Source organism: Minwuia thermotolerans, assembly GCF_002924445.1.
GTDB lineage: Bacteria > Pseudomonadota > Alphaproteobacteria > Minwuiales > Minwuiaceae > Minwuia > Minwuia thermotolerans.
This window is the reverse complement of the sequence record NZ_PIGG01000045.1, coordinates 185,942-204,235: the sequence shown is the minus strand read 5'-3', so window position 1 is coordinate 204,235 and position 18,294 is coordinate 185,942. Positions and strand designations below refer to the sequence as shown.

13 protein-coding genes, 1 tRNA gene and 1 pseudogene are annotated in these 18,294 nt (G+C 64.7%); 3 read left to right on the top strand and 12 right to left on the bottom strand.

Annotated elements, in window-relative coordinates; all coding sequences use genetic code 11:
- Positions 1–36: 36 nt before the first annotated feature.
- Positions 37–1,224 carry a CaiB/BaiF CoA transferase family protein gene (locus tag CWC60_RS15145; protein ID WP_109794776.1) on the top strand — a complete coding sequence of 396 codons (1,188 nt, stop codon included), beginning with the start codon at positions 37–39 and terminating at the stop codon, positions 1,222–1,224.
- Between the two features lie 21 nt (positions 1,225–1,245).
- Here the strand turns inward: CWC60_RS15145 and CWC60_RS15140 are convergent, their stop codons facing one another.
- Positions 1,246–1,557: a hypothetical protein gene (locus tag CWC60_RS15140; RefSeq protein ID WP_109794775.1), complete on the bottom strand. Its 312-nt coding sequence runs from the start codon at positions 1,555–1,557 to the stop codon at positions 1,246–1,248.
- A gap of 250 nt (positions 1,558–1,807) precedes the next feature.
- On the opposite strand from CWC60_RS15140, the gene CWC60_RS15135 reads away from it, so the two are divergent.
- Positions 1,808–1,898 (top strand) — tRNA-Ser (locus tag CWC60_RS15135).
- A 241-nt stretch (positions 1,899–2,139) separates the two neighbouring features.
- A complete protein-coding gene (locus CWC60_RS23310; RefSeq protein ID WP_125182799.1) occupies positions 2,140–2,346 on the top strand; it encodes a hypothetical protein in 207 nt (68 codons plus the stop codon).
- Positions 2,347–2,894: 548 nt separating this feature from the next.
- Here the strand turns inward: CWC60_RS23310 and CWC60_RS15125 are convergent.
- From CWC60_RS15125 to CWC60_RS15075, 11 genes and pseudogenes are all read right to left on the bottom strand, one after another.
- A pseudogene (locus CWC60_RS15125) lies at positions 2,895–3,164 on the bottom strand (transposase); the annotation flags it as partial.
- A 282-nt stretch (positions 3,165–3,446) separates the two neighbouring features.
- Complete coding sequence (locus tag CWC60_RS23305) at positions 3,447–4,052, bottom strand: hypothetical protein (RefSeq protein WP_125182798.1); 606 nt, start codon at positions 4,050–4,052, stop codon at positions 3,447–3,449.
- A gap of 780 nt (positions 4,053–4,832) precedes the next feature.
- Positions 4,833–5,849: a PGN_0703 family putative restriction endonuclease gene (locus tag CWC60_RS15115; protein ID WP_109794772.1), complete on the bottom strand. Its 1,017-nt coding sequence runs from the start codon at positions 5,847–5,849 to the stop codon at positions 4,833–4,835.
- A 9-nt stretch (positions 5,850–5,858) separates the two neighbouring features.
- The gene (locus tag CWC60_RS15110; protein WP_109794771.1) at positions 5,859–6,737 is read right to left on the bottom strand and encodes a GIY-YIG nuclease family protein; all 879 of its coding nucleotides are present in this window, start codon (positions 6,735–6,737) and stop codon (positions 5,859–5,861) included.
- Between the two features lie 3 nt (positions 6,738–6,740).
- Positions 6,741–7,847 carry a hypothetical protein gene (locus CWC60_RS15105; RefSeq protein ID WP_109796406.1) on the bottom strand — a complete coding sequence of 369 codons (1,107 nt, stop codon included), beginning with the start codon at positions 7,845–7,847 and terminating at the stop codon, positions 6,741–6,743.
- A 10-nt stretch (positions 7,848–7,857) separates the two neighbouring features.
- Positions 7,858–9,927, bottom strand: a complete 2,070-nt coding sequence (locus tag CWC60_RS15100; protein ID WP_109794769.1) for a 3'-5' exonuclease — start codon at positions 9,925–9,927, stop codon at positions 7,858–7,860.
- Entirely contained in the window at positions 9,924–10,364 is a 441-nt protein-coding gene (locus CWC60_RS15095) for a hypothetical protein (RefSeq protein ID WP_109794768.1), read from the bottom strand. The genes CWC60_RS15100 and CWC60_RS15095 overlap by 4 nt, the downstream gene beginning before the upstream one ends.
- Positions 10,365–10,420: 56 nt before the next feature.
- Positions 10,421–13,279 (bottom strand): site-specific DNA-methyltransferase, encoded by a 2,859-nt coding sequence (locus CWC60_RS15090; RefSeq protein ID WP_109794767.1) that lies wholly within the window; start codon positions 13,277–13,279, stop codon positions 10,421–10,423.
- Positions 13,269–14,003 (bottom strand): NYN domain-containing protein, encoded by a 735-nt coding sequence (locus CWC60_RS15085; RefSeq protein WP_109794766.1) that lies wholly within the window; start codon positions 14,001–14,003, stop codon positions 13,269–13,271. The genes CWC60_RS15090 and CWC60_RS15085 overlap by 11 nt, the downstream gene beginning before the upstream one ends.
- A 181-nt stretch (positions 14,004–14,184) precedes the next feature.
- Positions 14,185–15,114 carry a hypothetical protein gene (locus tag CWC60_RS15080; RefSeq protein ID WP_109794765.1) on the bottom strand — a complete coding sequence of 310 codons (930 nt, stop codon included), beginning with the start codon at positions 15,112–15,114 and terminating at the stop codon, positions 14,185–14,187.
- Entirely contained in the window at positions 15,111–18,143 is a 3,033-nt protein-coding gene (locus CWC60_RS15075; protein ID WP_109794764.1) for a BPTD_3080 family restriction endonuclease, read from the bottom strand. The genes CWC60_RS15080 and CWC60_RS15075 overlap by 4 nt, the downstream gene beginning before the upstream one ends.
- Between the last annotated feature and the right edge of the window lie 151 nt (positions 18,144–18,294).

Below are 18,294 nucleotides of genomic sequence, written 5' to 3'. Positions count from 1 at the left end.
CCGGGGCCGACGGAGCATCGAACGCTGGAGGAACGCATGGGCGCGCTGGACGGCCTGAAAGTCATCGACCTGACCCGCGTGCTGGGCGGACCCTACTGCACCCAGATCCTGGCCGATCACGGCGCGGACGTGATCAAGCTGGAACCGCCGCAGGGCGACGAGACCCGGGACTGGGGCCCGCCGTTCAAGGCCGGTCTCTCGGCCTATTTCTCCGGCGTCAACCGCAACAAGCGATCGCTCGGCCTCGATCTCGGCAAGCCGGAGGGGCGGGAGGTACTGTTCACCCTGCTGGAAGGCGCCGACGTCCTGATCGAGAACTTCAAGCCGGGCAGCCTGGAGAAATGGGGCCTGGGCTACCGCGAGGTGCTGGCCGAGCGCTTTCCGAAGCTGGTGCATTGCCAGATCTCCGGATTCGGCGGCAACGGCCCTTTCGGTGGCCAGCCGGGCTACGATGCGGCGATCCAGGCCTGGGCCGGGCTGCTGTCGGTCAACGGCTCGCCCGAATCCGGGGCGATGCGCCTCGGCATTCCGCTGGTGGATCTCGGCACCGGTCTCTATGCCGCCATCGGCATTCTCTCCGCACTCTACGAACGCGAACGCTCCGGCCGGGGCCAGTCCATCGAGGCGACGCTCTACGACTGCGGTTTCGCGCTGCAGCACCCGCATGCGCCGAACTTCTATCAGTCCGGCAACGCGCCGAAGCTGACCGGCAACGGCCATCCCAACGTCTTTCCTTACGACCTCTACAGGACGAAGGGGCGCGACGTGTTTCTGGCGGTCGGCAATGACCGGCAGTTCCGCCGCCTGATGGACGTGCTGGGCCGGCCCGACGTGGCCGGCGATCCGCGCTTCGGCAGCAACGCGGAGCGTTCGGGCCATCGCGAGACGCTGAACGCCATCCTGATACCGCTGATCGCGGAATGGGACGGCGAGGAACTGGCGACAACGCTGATGCGCAACGGGGTGCCCGCGGGGGCGGCGCTGACGGTGCCCGATGTCGCCGAACACCCGCAAACGCTCGCGCGGGAGATGGTTGTGCGGAGCGGCGCCTATACCGGCACCGGCATCCCGGTGAAGCTTTCCCGGACGCCGGGTCAGGTACGGCGCATTCCGCCCGGTTTCGGCGAACAGGGCCGCGACATCCTCAGGGAAGCGGGTCTGGATGACGAGGCCATCGACAAGCTCTACGCCGCCGGGATTGCGCTGGAACAGCGGCGGACCTGACCCGCGCGGCGGTCCCCGGCGTTACAGGGACTCCTCGTTCATGGCGAGTTCGCTCTCGACGGGCTGCCAGCTTTCGCCGGTAGCCATGACGCAGGACACGCCGTCGGGGCGGGTGGCGATCATGGTCCAGGTCTGGCCGTTCTCGCCGGAAGACAGGATCTCGACCACCGCGCCGGAGGAGGTCAGTCCCATGGCGACAGGTTTCTCCTGATAGCCGCGGGACAGCTTCTCGACCACGTTCTCGCGTTCGCCGCACAGCAACTGGGCGTTGGCCGTGGTCGAGGCCGCGACGATTCCGGCGGCCGCGATCAGTCCAGTGGCGATCTTTCTCATTGTCGGACTCCATGTCTGGCCGGTTCGATCCGGCTCTTGCCCTGTTCCTGTGCTTGACAGGTACGCTACAGGCTTGATGGAGATCGATATGGGGGCCAGCAGAGCCCGATGAACCGGGCTGTGCGGTTCCGGCGCACAAGGCCCCCGACCGGTCACAGAGCTGCCCTCGGCGGCGGATGCGGTTGTCCGCCGGGCCGGGCTGCGCCAAGCGGGTTGCGTTGGCCTGCCCTCGCGCTTTATACCCGGCGGCGGAGAGGTGGCCGAGTGGTCGAAGGCGCTCCCCTGCTAAGGGAGTAGGGACTAATCCTCCCTCGTGGGTTCGAATCCCATCCTCTCCGCCATTTCTCATTGAAAAGTCATCATTTGTCAGCATTGTCAGGCTTCTACCCATCAATTGACCCATCAATTGAGTGTCGTATTGGGGTCGGGCGAGCGAACAGGATCAGCCAGCAGACATTCCGATCGCTCGGCTTCGTAGCCTGTTGCTGTGAAGTTGTTGGCACATTCGTGCGGGTTGCTGGCGTTGATTACGTCGGCGATGGCGTTCCGAAGATCTGAGACGCGCGGCATGTAGTCGATGTCATGAGCCTCTGCATAGCTCTCGGCGAGACGCTGGGCTACTCCGTATCCGTGGAAGTCGACGTCCCCGAAGCCTTCGACCCAGACGGGACCGGGGAGGCCTTCGAGGTCGGTCCCATCGCTCGCTGCATACGCCGTCTCCAGCCGGCCAACGCTTCCTCCCAGGCCTCCTCGTCCGGGTACTCGTCCCGCTCGGGACGAACCCACTGAGCCTCCCTGCGCTCCTTGCTGAAGCGTCTGGCCAGGGCCATCATTCGATCCTGGGCTTCCTTCTCCGTCATCGCCATCGATGCCTCTCTTGCTGAGATACTCGCCTCGCCGTCCGACGCTGGAGCTGAACTCCCGCTCGGGGTTGAGCTGCTCGAGTCCTCCGATGTCGCCCTAGTGGGTGAGTTCGACCCGTCCGTCCGTGCGGCGCGCGGGCCGAGGGCGGCGTACGCCCGGTCCAGCGTCACCTGCAGCGCCGGGTCGCGTTCGATCTTTTTCATCCGTCGATCCTTCCTCGAACACCCAGTCGGGCAGGAGCCCACCTTAGTTCATTTCAATTTGATATACGGTTCCTAGGGGATCCCGACCAATCGAAAAATATCCGTTGCCGGCGATCCTTCCTTATCCTTGGTCTGAGCCGCTTGGCTCCCTCGTTCAGAACGAGAGTCCTTCCGTTTGATAGCTGATGGGTCGGTGGTTTGCGAGAGCGCCGCTCGCGGAGCCTCTCTGATGCGGGAACGCGCGGCGATGATGGCATTGAGGTCGGCTCACCAGACGAAGGGCTTCGGGCTCTGGTTGTGCTCGGCGACGAAGCGGTTGATGGCGGCCTGCAGCTCGGCGACGGAGCAGAAGACGCCGTTTTCAGGGCGTTGCCGGGACAGCTTGGCGAAGAAGCCCTCCACGGCGTTCAGCCAGGAACTGAACGTCGGCGTGAAGTGGAAGGTCCAGCGCGGATGTCGGTCGAGCCAGGCGCGGACATTCGCATGCTTGTGGGCGGCGTAGTTGTCGAGGATCACCTGCACCACCTTGCCGGCCGGAATGTCGCAGCCATGATCGCGTTCGTGCCCGAAACCGTCCGCGCTCAGCAGGGCGATCAGGACGCGCCAGAGGTGCTTCTGCGGCGCGTTGCCGCCCGCGGCGATGGCCTAAGAGCTTGCGCCGCGCGGTCGCGTCGAGCGTGATGGATGTCCCGGTTCGCATGCGCCGCGATGAGATGAAATCCCCATCATGGACCCATCCGCCTCGGTCACACCACTAAGGTCACCGTGATTTGCAGTGGTCCAGGAACTCTCCAATATCACGCTGCATCATCAGCCTCCGCGTTAACGATTGGTCCCATCTGACCGGTAAGTTAATTCTATACGGTCGCAAATTGTGCCTATAAGCAACATATACGCAAATGCTGTTGCGCCTATCAGCACAGGTATTCCCCAGTTGTCGAATGTCATCCAAGCATAGATTGCGCTTTCTGCGACATCTATGTCTGCAAGGAACATTGAGGCACTGGAAACCCAGGCGGCTACAGCAACTAAGATCGTCGCAAAACCTCGAATACCGAGTGCCATCGGTTTGGATCGATTGAAGGCATGCACCGTCACTGCTATAAGTGCTGCAATAGAAATTATATTCAAAATTATAAATAATGTTAGTGAGATATTAAATAGACAATACCAGTATTCCACATTAGAATAACTTGATTCTGGCTTACTCAAAATAGCCACCTCGTCACGATCCGTTTTTAGAATTTCATCCACCTTTATATTGCTCAGAAAGCGATTTAGCCCCGCACATATTTCGCGGTCCTTGGCCGTCAATACGACAGTGATTTTGGTTCCAATAAATATAAAAAGCAGTGATACGGAAATTGTACTGGTTATTTTTCGCTGATTCCTATAAATTCTAGCCATGTAAATAATAAAATGTTCCATACTTCGACATATCTCCGATTTGGAAAGTAACTTTTCTATATCAATTAATTATTTTCAAGAAACGTCGGAAATATCAACATCGAATGGATTGACTCCAACGCTTGGAACCCTCGGGAACGCGCGCGGCGATGATGTCGGCGCCGGGACCTTGCGACGGATTCTCGACGCAATCGATGAATTGTAGCGAAAAGAGCGGGGCGAGGGAAAGTGTGTACTAGATCGACCGGCCCGCCTCAAGACCACGAACTCATATGTGGTGGTCAAGATACCAGCCGATCCCCATTGAGAGGGCGCCCATCCACATGGCAATCAATGCCCAGCGGCTCAACAACGTCTGGTGAAGGCGAATGTTGAAAAGCGCGCGCTGTCTGGACTGGACGGCCCCAACGAGAAACATTAGGCCTGACCCGATGGCCATGAAGCTGAACCCGAGTACTCTGTAGACCTGATCGTCGCTCACAACATCCCCCACCGCGTCGCAGAACGTCGAATAACGCTAACTGGTGGTGGTTGCGCGCGCAAACACAACCATGCCTAAGGCGAGAAGGGCCGTCCCGAACGACGGCCCCTCCCTACCTTCAGGAGATAGCCGAGATTGTCAGCCGCCCTGCCGGCGGCGGTCACGAGCGTCGGACGAGACTGAACCAACGCGTGCCAATTCGCTACGGTAGATGTCCCGCACAGGGCCAGCAGGGCTTGATCCCACGCGTTCAGTGCACCCTGACCATGCCCGCTCAACTCCGTCGTGTCGGAAAGTCTGCGGTTTTCCGGATAATCGAATCAATCGCGCGGTATTGTTTCCCGGCTCGCGGCAGTCATCCCGCGCGTATCCGGGAACAGCCCGTACTTGGCCTCCAGCGCGACGAGAAGCCTCGTCATCGACGCGTCCGCGGCCAGGACCCCGAGGATGCGCTGCCAGGTCACGCGACGCAGCAGGCCCGGCACGCGGCAGGCGTCCAGCGCCATGCGCCATTGCCGGTCCGAACGGCCGTTGTCGGCGAAGGCCGGGTTGCGGGCATCGTAGACTATCAGGACATGGCCGCGGCCGGGATCGACGCTCTCATCGTCGCCGACCGTGGCCGCAAGTGCATTGCGCCCGATCTGATAGGTCTCGCCGAACGGACAGAGTGCGTGATCGACGTCGGCCGGCCAGTCGAAGAGCGCCGGCAGGTAATCCCAGTAGCGAATGCCGATCTCGGAAAGGCTGCAGCGGGTCGTCCGTCCCCGCTGGACGCTGTAGGAGCCGTCGCACAACTGCTCGGGGTAGCCGGAGTCGCCCGGGCGCAGCCGCGGTCTGGAGCAGCGGCCGAACTCGTTCTCCGCGAACTTGCACTCGACGGCGACGCGAGCGCCCTCGGGCCCCTTCAGCCAGACATCGACGCTGGTCTTGCGTCGTTCCTCCAATGACTCGACCTCGTGCTCCAGGCGCCCCGTCCAGCCGCTTGCATCGGCGAAGAACGCCGGACGGCCGCATTCGGCCTCAAGGCCCGCGAGGAGGTCCAGGCGTCCGCGTATCAGCAGCAGGCCAAATATGCTCTGAGCGAGCGCCTGGGAGCTCTTCATGCTGCCATAGTGCAGGTGGCGCTCCTTTCCCGGCATGAGCGCTCTGACGGCTTCTGCCTCCGAAACATCAGGGACGACGACGTTCAGCGCCTCCCGGCCCTTCGCCAGCACCGGCGGCCGACCCTCCCGCCGCCCGCCGTCGAGGTGACCGGCCAGATGCCCGTCGGCATAGGCCCAGAGACGTTCCAGAAGCGCCCGCTCATAGGCCGCCATCGTCGGCATCGGGCTGGTCATGCTGCTCTCCTAGTTGCTGTTCAGGCCTGCCGGATCGCGGGTGTGAAGCCGTCGCTTCCAGGTGGCCTCCAGGCGGATCACGTCGTCGGGCATCATGTCCGGCGAGACGCGCTCCAGGATGCTGAACCGGAATTGGTGGGGATCACGCGCCTTCAGGAGCAGGTTGTCGCCGTGGCCGCTGGCGGCGTAGTTCTGCCAGCGTCCCAGGATGTTTTCCCCGCCATAGGCGGCGCCGACATAGCGCATGCCGTCCGAGGCATCGTAGATCTGGTAGATGCCCCGCCACTGGGTAAGTGCGCTGCGCCAGCGCGCCGGAAGCACGTCGAGCTCCTCCCAGCCCAGTACCAGTTCGCGCCAGTCGGGCATGGGCGGGTTCAGGGCCGACTCTTCCAGAATGGCGCGAACCCTGAAGACGTTGCGGTCGGCCCAGCGGTGCCAGGCGATCGGCGGAGGCGGCCAGTCGATGATCAGCCGCCCCTTCCAGTCGGCGAATGTCTCGGTGAGACGAAGATCGAAGCGCCTGACGGTCTCGCCCGCATCCGCCTCCGCGAAGCCGGTCATGCCGAAGCGCGCGAGTTCCCTGTGGGCGTCGAGCGCCCGGAAGGCGTCCCGGTCCATCGGCGACCAACCAGCATTTCGATACAGTCCCGCAAATACGACCCGTCCATCGTCCAGCACGACGAACGCCGCCACGTAGACGGCGTTCGACAGGGCGCTTTCGGCCCGCGGGTTCTGCGTCGACTGGTAGGCGTTGAACAGGTCAGGACGCTGGTCGGCGAGCCAGGGCAGCACGCGGGCGAGCTCGGGCTCGGGGGGACGGTGGCGCAGGACCAGAACGTCCTTCGGCTCAAGGCCCTCCAGGCGGAGCAGGTCGCTCAGGTCCACCATGCGCTACCCGCTTCCCTGATTGCGCTCGCGGTCGAGTGCGACCCAATTTTCGAGAATCCGCTTCAGGGCGGACATCCGACCGTCGTCGGCGAGATCCAGGACATCGGCGCTCGGATATTTCTCGGCAGGCGAAAGCCGGAGCCCGGGAATCGAAGCCACCTCGTTCCGGATATCGCCGATCTCGCGTCCGATGGCGCCGGCAATGCTGGGGAAGGCGAAGGCGATGCGCCCATCCGCACCCAGACTCAGCAGGGTCTCCGGCGGACAAGAGGGCACACGCAGATGCAGGCCGCCATGGGGCTGACGGCCGGCCCCTACAGGGCATCCATGCTCCCTGGCCCAGTGGAGCAGGTCCGCCTGCAGGCCGGCCGCCCCACCTCCAACCCGCGCGCGCACCGCCTCGAAGAACGCATCCTCGGTCCATCTCGGTCCGACCGGCGTCGAGCCCTTCCGCTGAGCCGCGCGCGCCGTGTCGCCAACGAGTTCCGAGGAAACCATGCGGAGATCGCCGGAGACGTATTGGCGGACTTCGACCGCCAGCACTTCGACGGTCGACATCTGCTCGTTCAGGAACTCGACGATGGTCCGCAGTTCCGAAGGGATGCGGTTGGCGGCGAAGATCAGCCGCAGGTCACGGGCGTCCAGCTTTTCGCGGACGCGCATCCAGAAATCGTCCGAGGCCGCATCGCCGCCAAGGAAGCCCGCCAGATCGTCCGCGGCACCATCGCGGCTCGTTTCGAAAGCGGCCCGCAGGCTCTCCGCCGTCATCGCGTTCATGCCGTTGGCGGCATAATCCAGCATCTGGGCGACGACCTCGCGGCGCAGTCGCGCGTCGCCCGCGCGCTTGACCTCGACCATCGTCGGCGTGCCGTCACGGGCGAGCAGCATGATGTCGAGCGACCAGCGGTCCTGGCCGGCTTCGCTGTCGGCGATGGCGAACTCCGACTTCACAAGCAGATAGGGCTCCTCGGGCAGTTCCGAGCCGGGGACGCCCGTCAGCAATTGCGGATGGCGCTCCAGCAAAGCATGCAGTTCGGCCTCGCGCAGCAGTTCCTCCCGTTCGAGCGACAGAAGGCCCCGGTGGTGGTCGATCAGGTAGAATCCGGCCATCGCCTTCCCTTCAGTCCAGATCATCCAGGAACTCGGAGGCCGGATCGACGCCCGTGATCAGCAGGTGGTCCCGCGCCCTGGTCGCGGCGACATAGAGCAGATGACGCTCGGTGTCGTAGACCTCCTGCAGGTCGGCCTCGTCGCCGATGGCGGCGATGCGCGCTTCCGAGGGGATGACGTCTTCGTCGCAGGCCATCACAGCGACGGCGCGGAACTCCAGCCCCTTGGCCCTGTGCATGTCGCCGATCGAGACCAGCCCGTCGCCCAGCGCCTGCTCGTCGGAGATGTTGAGCCATCCGAGGCCCGCAGCCTTCGCCGCGGCCCTGGCGCGGTCGAGCTCGGCCTCAGAGCGGACGAATAGGCCGATCTCCTCCGGCGCCACACCCTCGGCCAGCCGCGCTTTCAACCAGGCCGCCACGTGCGCCATCTCGTCGCCGGCGCTGTCCAGCACCTCGATCTCCGGCGGCGGCCCGTCGAAGAGCGAGAGGGCGCCGCGGCGGTCTTCCGAATTGCCGTCCACGTCGCTGATCGACGCCGGCAGCAGCCGGTCGGCCGCGGCCCGGATCTGCTGGCTGGTGCGGTAGTTGATGCGGAGCGTGTGCGAGCGGCCGCGTACATCGACGCCGAGCCGCTTCCACGAGAACGGCTGGCGGAAGATGCGCTGGCCCAGATCGCCAGCGAAGAAGAGACCGTCCGGCGCGCCGCCGGTCAGCGCCGCGAGGAAGCGGAGCTCGGCGACGCTCACGTCCTGCGCCTCGTCGACGACCGCATGGGCGAACGGCTGCGCGCTGCGCTTCTGCAGCGCCGCCGTCACCCGCCCGAACATGGCCGGCCATGTCGTCATATTGCGCTGCGCCAGTCCGGCCCGGACATGCTTCATGACCGACCAGAGGGCTTCGCGCTGGCGTTGGCCGAGCCGGGTCTTGCGGCCGAGGCGCGGCACATCGCGATAGGCGTCCCAGTCGGCCAGTTGCCAGGCGTCGGCGACCTCGCGCCACTCGGCATAGGCGAAAGCCTCGGTGAAGCCCGCGCCGTCGAGCCCCTTCAGCGCCTCCCGGACGAGCGCGCGCTGCACGCTGGCCGGCGCCATGTTCGGCTGCCCCAGCAATTCGGTGTGCAGGTCGTGGGCGACGGCGCGCACCGGTTTCACCGTGATCCGCCGGCCGGCCTCGCTCTCCAGGCCGGCGAGCCGGTCCAGCTTCAGCCGGAGATGCCGTGCCAGCGCGCCGTTGAACGTCGTGAGCAGGACCCGGGCCCCGGGGTCGCGGCGGGCCAGATGGACGGCGCGGTGCAGCGCGACCACCGTCTTGCCCGTCCCCGCGGAGCCCGCCACCCGGGCCGGCCCGCCATAGTTGTCGACGGCAAAACGCCGCTGCGCCGGATGCAGAAAGACGGTCCACTTCTCCCAGGGGAAGTCCAGCGCCCGCTCAAGCTCGTCGCGGCCGGTGAAGGCGCGGAAGCGGCGCTGGGCGTCGGGATGCTCGAAGGGGTCCGCGTCGGCAGCCGTTTCCGGCGCGGCCTCGGGCGTCTCGCCGGCGGCGAGGCTCAGCAGCGCTTCCGCCGCCTCGGCCGGCAGGTGCTCCAGCAGGTCGAACAGGCCGTCCTCGTCGACCGCCAGCACCCGCCCGAGCCAGTCGGACGGCACGCCCCATGACAGCAGTTCGTCGTCGGAGCGTTCCCCGAAAAGCGCCGGGCCGGCCGTCGTAGCCTGCGCTGCGCCGGCATCGGCTTCGACCGTCTCCTGACGGCTGACTTCCTCGATCTCGACGAGCTGGGCCGCGCCGGTTCTGGGGTGGCGCTCGATCCGCCGCCGCTCGGCCCACTGATAGGCGGCGTCGTGACGGTCGACGTGGCAGAGCAGCAGGCCGGAACCGCTCTGATGCACGATCAGGCGGAGGTCGCGGCTGACCCGGACCGAGCGGAAGCCCGGGTCGCGCGCCTTGCTCAGCTTGTGGAACTTCAGTCCCGGATGGCCGGGATTGGTCTGCAGGTCGAAGACCGTCAGCTTCACCTGCTTCTGCGCCTCGTTCGGCAACCGCCCCAGCGCCGCGGTAAAACTATCGGCGATGCGGAAGTTCATTGGGCGCCGGGGTCGATCTCTGAGAGCAACCTTGCCAGTACCAACTCATAAATTTCCGCGCAGCGGGCTGTCGGCATCACGCTGACGATGAAACCATCGCTTCCCGTCTCGACATTCAGTCGTGGGTTTCTCTCATTGACGCAATAGCCGACACACCCCGCATCGAGTGAACGGTACCGACCGTCGGCCGTGTGGAAGGCAAAGGGCACCGGCCCGCCGATCCTGTGCGAGATCGCAAAGACCAGCTTGATGAACCGGTCCGTCCGGGCCGAGTCCGTTGCGGAAACTTTCTTGAGGGCGTCGGGCGTGAAGACTTCGGTCTGCTCGCCGGTCGAGAACGGCGGTGAGCGGTCGGGGAAATCCGGAAGCACGATTGGAAGGCGCGGCGCTTCCCGCCGTTCGGCTTCCGACAAGAATCTTGTCTCGATCATGATCAAATGGGCCTCGTCCCTATTACCCGCGTCTTCGCTATGATTGCAGGCTCCCCCGCCATTCACCCCACTCCGTAGACCTTCATCACCTCGTCGCCGAGGTGGTTGATCACCTTCACCGCGATGCGGCCCGTCGCGGGCTTGTCGAAGGGCCGGGAGGTGTCGCTGTTCAGGCTGGCCCAGGCTTCCGCGTCGATCTCCGCCTTCAGCGTCGTCTTCAGCGCCTTGTAGGGGTCGGCGGCGGCGCCCAGGAAATAGGCGTGGCGGACGAAAAAGCTCTCGTCGTCGTAGTTCGTGTCGATGAACCAGCAGGCGATGCTTTCCGGCCCGCCGCTCTCGACCTCGCCGGTCTGCGGCTTGAAGACGTCGATGCCGCGGATCTTCACGCGGACCCGGTCGTCCGCCGCCTCCATGATCTCGATGTCCGGCTCGCCGAAGACGACGAACAGGTTGGCCTTGTCGGTCTTGCGGAAGTCCTCGGCCATGTGCAGGTCGGCGTTCATCCGGGCCTTCAGCACCGGCACGCCCCCCAGCTTGGCGAACTCCGACGAATGGGCGTCGAAGGAGAAGGCGCAGGCGATCAGCACGTCATAGCCGAGGTCCGCGGTCTCCCGCGCGGCCAGCACCAGGTCCTGGCGGCCGACGGTGCCGAACTCCGGGCCGATGAAGACGCCCGCCTGCTGCTCGGCGCCGTCCTCGTCCTCGTAGGTGGCGCGGGCGCAGACATAGTCGCCGGGCCGGGGCTGCAGCGAGGTGAAGCGGATGCGGTTGGCGCGGTCGGTGAACTGCACCCCCGCGGTCTTCAGGTTGTCCAGGATGACGGCGGCGAAGTCGTTCGACGCATCCGGCGCCGGCGGGTCGGCCGGGTCCTCGTCCAGGCCGATCAGCTCGTCGTCCTCGTCCACGGCGACAGTGCGGTGGGGCGACAGGCTCTCCACGGTGAAGGGGCCGGCGACGCGCACCTTGCCAGTGTCCTGGTAGGGGCGGTCATAGAGATATTCGTGGTCGGCCGCGGCGGCGATGGAGGCGTCGATCTCCCGCTGCCGCGCGATGCGGGCGTCCCAGAAGGCCGCCAGCGCCTGCACCGCGGCCCCGGGCCAGCCGGCCGGCGCCTCCCGCGGGACCTCCCATTCCATGAAGCCGGCGGCCGGCGCCCTCTCGCCCGAGGGCATCTCGACCGTCGCTTCGGGGCCGGCGGTGAAGTCGATCATTTGCCCCTTGCGGCCCCCCGCGGTCACCTCGAAGGGTTCCGCATGGCCGGCCAGCGCGCGGTTGAGGTCCGCCAGCGCCGCCTCGACGGCGGGCTGCAACCGCTCCCAGATGACGTCGATTTCGGCGTTGTTGGCGATGGCCTTCAGCGTGATGTGGGGCACGCGCTCATAGACGAAGCCCTGGCGGATGTCGCCGCTGGTGGCGCCGGCGCGCGGCGGCTTCCGCGTGACCTCGGCTTCCTTCTGCCGGCCGGCGGCGCTGTCGGCCAGCAGGTAGTAGGGATAGCGCGCGCCCATGATCCGCGCCCGGGCCAGCGCCAGGGCGACGCGGGAGGTGTCGACGGTGATCCAGCGCCGCCCCCACTGCTCCGCCACCGTCGCCGTCGTGCCCGAACCGCAGGTCGGATCCAGCACCAGATCGCCCGGATCGGTGGTCATCAGGATGCAGCGTTGAATCGCCGTGGTTGATGTCTGAACCACATAGATTTTCGGATCGGCTCTACTTTGGACGCCACCAATGTTCGTCCAGAGGTTGTTTATAGGATTGACAGGGTAGTCGTCCAAGAACCGCGTGTACCTAAGCGTCTTTCCCATTTGCTCGATCCGGTCCGCTTTCAAAAGGCGCGGCATCGAAGCTTCCTCTGTTTTCCAGTAGCCGACAGGAAAAAATTCGCCTCCATCGAATTGAACCGGGTACCTAGTTCCGGGACTTTGACTGGTCAAATCGCTTGAAGTTGTAAGTCGATCATCACCTTTTTCAGATCGTTTTTTTGATACAGCGTAGCGGGTGCCGCCAACTTCGCCCTCAACCTTTTCATTAAATATGCCGCGATACTTGAGCTTATCGCGCGTTTTGGAATACCAAATAATGTAGTCAGCTACTCCAGCAATCTCATTGGAAGACTGGCCAGTTGTCTTTGCAAACACGATCTCTGAGACGAAGTTATCCGTCCCAAACACCTCGTCCATCAGGGCGCGGACCCGGTGGACGTTCTCGTCGCCGATCTGGACGAAGACGGAACCGGACTCGGTCAGCAGGTCGCGCGCGGCGGTCAGCCGGTCGCGGAGATAGGTCAGGTAGGAATGAATGCCGTCGCGCCAGGTGTCGCGGAAGGCCTTCACCTGCTCGGGTTCCCGGGTGATGTGGTCGGCCTTGCCGTCTCGAACGTCCGTCGTGGTCGTCGACCACTGGAAGTTGGAGTTGAATTTTATGCCATAGGGCGGGTCGATGTAGATGCACTGCACCTTGCCCCGCAGCCCCTCGCGCTCGGCCAGGGAGGCCATGACCTGCAGGCTGTCGCCCAGGATCATGCGGTTGGACCAGTTCTGGGGGTGGGCGTAGAACTCGGCCTGGGCGTCCTTCGGCACGCCGTTGAAATCGGCGAACAGGTCGGGCGCGTCGTCGTCCCGTTCCGGGCGGCGCGCCTTCGACTGGCGCATCAGGTCATCGACGATGACCTTCGGGTGCACCTTCTCCTGGATGTAGAGCGGCGGCGCCGGGACCACCAGGTCGGACCAGTCGGCGATGTCCTTGCCGCGCCAGACCAGCTGCGGGTCCAGGTCCGGGTCGCGGCGCTCGAACGCCGCGCGGACGTCGCGGTCGATGACGCGCTCGGCCGCGCTCTCCAGCTCCGCCGTCGGCACGTTGACCCGCTTGTGCGGGTATTTCTGCGCCTCGACTTCCTTCGGCCCCTTCGGCTTACGCGCCATCGACGTCCTCACCTTCGTCATCTTCGTTGAATCCCTCGGCACGCGCCCCAGGACGGGGGACCCCACTTCGCAAATAGTCGATGTGCTCGAAGAGGTCCGGCGTCACACTACGCCAGAGCGGATCCAGAATGATCTGCACGCCTTCACGCCGCGCCAGCTTCGCCGCGGGCACGAAATCCGAATCCCCAGCGACAAGGATGATCGTGTCGACCTGTTTCTTGAGAGTGAGCGAGGCGATATCGAGTCCGATGCGCATGTCGACGCCTTTCTGACGAAGGCCCGCGTAGAAGTGATCGTCGGTCAGATCATCCACGCCGATTTTTCCCGCAATCAGATCCTTCTGGACGTTCTCGTCCATCACCCATGATCGCTCGCGCATAACCGAACCCAGCCGAATGGCAAAATTGCGCTTCCGCCTCAGCGCCTCGAACAATTCGCGCCGGAAAATGGCCTGGGCGCTCCTGGCGTAGTCAATTCCCCGGCCGCTTACGGGAAGATGGGCCTTCCTGTCATATGGAATCGCGTCGTAATAGAAGCAGCGGTAAAGCAAGGCGAAATCATGGGGCTGACGCGCAACCTTGTTGAGCTGTCTGAGATGACTGCGCACCAGGTGCTCGATGGCGTCAGCTACTTGTGCGGGATCGTTCGGGTCGACTGTTTTCCGGACGCTTGGCAAGCGCGCCAGGAAGTATCCGCCGTCGATCAGGATTGCCGCCTTCGTCATGGGCGGCGCCGGCACAAAAAAGCCCCAGGGGGTCGGCCGATCCCAGGATAGCTATGGGGAACGGCGTACTGCCAAGGGGCGGATACAGATTGTATATAGGATTCGGTCGCCAAATTGGCAATTTTTTTGATTGCGAAAATGGTTGGCGAAAAGCGGCCTCGGAAAACATCCACGGAAAATTTCATCGGGATTCGCCTCCCGAATTTGCATCGTCGGCATGGAGTTCCTCGACCACCGGCCAGTAGCGTTCCGCGGTCGCGGTCAGCCAGTCGGCCAGCCTGTCCCATTGGGTCCGGTCGGTGACGTCGGCTTCGAGGCGGGTGGTGAAGAACTGCTGGCGACCCTCGCCCCCCATGTCGACGCCGAGCCGCGACGCGAGCCATTCGGCGTGAGGTTCGAGGAAGGCGGCGGTCTCCTCCGCGCGTGCACCGCGGCGGCCGCGCAGGAAGACGCCCACACGCTGCTTCGACACGAACAATGCGATGAACACTTCCCAGTGATCGTCCCACCAGTGCCTGCTGGACGACGCCGAGGGCAGGACCCCCTCCCAGGCTTCGGGGTGGCGTTCGATGACATGGGTCCAGAAGTCCCGGCGGAACTGTCCGAGCTCGGTGGGGGCTTCGGCCGCCTCCGCCTGCAGACGCCGCTCCCAGTGGTTGGGACGGACCAGCACGTCGAACAGCGGCGCCGGCAGGCTGTCGCCGATGCGGACGACCTTCACCTGGACAGCGAAGAAGGCGAAAGGCTCCGGCGTGTGCTCGTTCAGCCACTTGATCGCCGAAACGTGCGGCTCCTCGAAGCGGGCGGCGACCCAGATGACGGTCTGCGCGTCGAGACCGGCGAGATAGGTCATGATCTGGCCGAGATGGCGGTGGTCGGAGCCTTCGAGCTGGTTCTCGATCAGGACCAGACTGTCGTCGGCGGCGCTGCGGGCGAGAATGTCGGCGGAGTATTGCTGCACCGGCGCCTCGCGGCGGACCAGTTCCAGCGTCAGGCCGACCTCGTCCCCCAGCGCGCCGAGATTGTCGCAGAGCCAGGGCGTGAAGCTGTGCGCCTCATGCTCCCAGGCCTCGCGCAGGCCGACTTCGCGCAGTTCGCCGAGTTCCGTCATGCCGCGGCCGACTCCCTCACGAAGCCCTCGATCAGCCGGTCGAAGGCGTCGTCGATTTCGAAGACCTCGGTGAACTCGGCGAAGGCCCAGCGGCCGTGGCTGCCCAGATTGTTCACGCCGGGCACCCAGTAGGTGTTCATCGTGGAGACCTTCTCGGCCTTGTCGCCCTTCGGATAGCCGGAGATCTCCACCACTAGGTTCAGCGGGTCGTCCGCACCGCGGCCGTCGTCGATGCGGACGACGAAATCCGGGATGTAGGTGCGCTGGCCGGAGCCGTAGCGGTAGGGCACCTCCAGCCCCAGTCCCTGGTTCTTCACATAGGCCATCACGCGGGGGTGCTGCTCCGCGACGCGGCAGAACTGTTCCTCCCAGGTACTGTCCCAGACCACGTAGTTGACGTGGGACTTGTCGAGGTTGGTCGGCCAGAGCTTGTCGCTGGAGGAGTTGAAGTTGACGTGCATGGTCGAGCCGGCCGGGTTGAACGGGTCGAGGATCGCCCGCACCGGTCGTTGGTCCAGCATCTGGGCCGTCACGGCGTCGGCGATCCGGCACGCCGCCATGTCGGCGATCTCCCGGTACATCAGCTGGGCCGGGAAGGTGCCGCCCTTGCATTCCAGGCACTGGTCGATCCAGACGCGGGCGATGCGTTTCAGCTGTCCGAACAGGTGCAGTTTCGCGTCGCCCCCGGCGTCGCGATACTTGTGCAGCAGCAGGTGGTGGGTGAGGTTGTAGACGATGGACGAGGGCCGCGTGTCCCTCAGATGCTCGACCGAGAGCTGCGCCTTCTCCCCGATCAGGCCGCTGTTGACCGTCTTCGTCGCGCCGACGAGATCGGGCGTGAGAACGAGCTTCGACTCTGCGGTGAACTTCGGGACCAGCTTCTCCGGCGGCAGATCGACGCGATAGCCGCGGACACGCGGGAAGCGGATCTCCAGGTGATCGCGCTCGGGCCGGACGGCGCGGATGTTGGTGGTCTTCTTCGGCGGCTTTGGCGGCGCGACCACCGGCTGCGCCGTGAAGTCGAACGGGATGCCCAGGATGTCGGCATACTCGGCGTCGAACAGGCCCGTATCCGGGTCGACGTCATAGGACTGCCGCCGCAGTCCTCGGCCCACCACCTGCTCGCAGAGGAGCTGCGTGCCGAAGGCGCGGACGCCAAGGATGTGGGTCACCGTGTTGGCGTCCCAGCCCTCGGTCAGCATCGACACCGAGACCACGCAGCGTATCGACTCGCCCAGACGGCCCTTCTTGCCGACGGTGTTCATGACCTCGCGCAGCAGATCCTGGTCGGTGATGTTGTCGGCGGCGTTGCGGTCTCCCGTCCGCTGGACTATGTCGTCGCGGAAGCGATCGATCTCGTCCGTCGCGATCTCGCGGAAGTTCCGGTCCAGCGCCTCGCCGGATTCCAGCTGGGCGCTGTCGATCAGCAGTGTCCGCGGCCGCGCCAGTCTTTCGCCGTTGTCGTCGTAATTGCGGAAGAGTTTCAGTCGGCCCTGTTCGAAGGTCCGGCTCTCGTCGTCGTGGTGCCGGAAGAAGCCGGAGATGTAGTCGTGCACCAGCTTCGACGTCGTGGTGTTGTTGCAGACGACGATGAACACCGGCGGCACGCCGATGTCGTTGTCTTCCCACAGATCGAAGACCTTCTCGTAGTGCCCGTAGAGCGCCTCCAGAGCCGTCTGGAGCTGGATCGGAATGGAATGGGAGTCGACAGGCTTGCCGCCCTTCAACAACCCCTTCTTCGGCATCTTCTTGCCGATCGTGTCCCAGAGGTTGCGGTACTGCGGCATGTCCCCGCCGGGGATGTTGTCGGCGATGGGCACCCGCGGCAGTTTGACGATGCCGCTTTCGATGGCGTCGACCAGCGAGAAGTCGCTGACCGTCCACGGGAACAGCGTGCCCTCGCGGTAGCCCGAGCCCCTCAGGAAGAAGGGGGTCGCCGACAGGTCGTAGACCGTCCGGATGCCCATGCCGCGATGGCGGCGTATGGCCTCGAGCCCTGATATCCAGAGCCGAGCGGCGGCGTTGTTCTCGTCCGCCTCCTTCTTCTCGTCGCCCTTGAGTTTTTCCTCGGCGGAAAGCGGCCGCTCGCGGTAGCAGTGATGCGCCTCGTCGTTGATCACGACGATGGCCTTGTCGTGCATCAGTTCCGGCATGACCCGGCGGAGCATCTGCCCGTCGGTCTCCAGCAGCGCCATCTTCCCGTCGCGGCCCTCGATCGCCTTCTGGGTGCCGCGGGCGACGTCGGTGGTCACACGGTGCTTGAAGGCGTGGTAGTTGGTCACGACGATCTTCGCCTTCAGCACATCGTCGAGCATGTCCTGGGGCACCAGTTCCCGAGTGCGGTAGTAGTTCTCAGGGTCATTGGGCAGTAGCACGCGCAGGCGGTCGCGGATGGTGATGCCCGGCGCGACGATCAGGAAGCTTCGGGAGAAGCGGTTGCTGCCCGGCATGCGGACGGCGTTGATCGTCTGCCAGGCGATCAGCATGGCCATGACCGTGGTCTTGCCGGCGCCCGTCGCCAGCTTCAGCGCGATGCGGAAGAGTTCCGGATTGGCGTCGCCGTTGGCATCCTGGAGGTGGTTCAGCGCGAAATGGGCCGGACGCTCCCGGCTCGCCACCTCGGCCAGCCAGATCGCCGTCTCTGCCGCCTCCACCTGGCAGAAGAACGGGCGCACGTCGTTGAACTGATGCTCCCGCCAGTGGCGCAGCAGGCGGGCCGTATGCGGCGTCACGCGCCACTGGCTCTCGCTCGGCAGCCGCCGCCAGACATCGACCTCGGCGCGGATCCGGTTGACGATCGGCTTGAGGACGTATTCCTGCCCGTCCGCCTCGGTCAGCAGATCACCCTGGCCGGCCCTGGACGACTTCTTGCCCTTCTTGGACTGGGGGACCGGCGTGATCAGTTCGGAATGGCGACGTGTGTCGATGATCCGATTGGTCGGCTGACCATCGTCGTCGAGTTCCCAGTGCCGCCCCGGATAGCCATAGGGCGAGTTCAGGATCGGCTTCTCGAAAAATGAATCTGCCACGCCCTCTCCCTTGCGGTCGCGAGCATACTCCCAGCTCTGCAACCGCAAGGGGATGCTACTTCCTTGCAGTGGTGTGAGGGAAGACCGTCAATTGCGAAGGGGTATGCCGTGCGCGATGGGAGGCAATAAAGCTCAATCGACCATTGGGTGT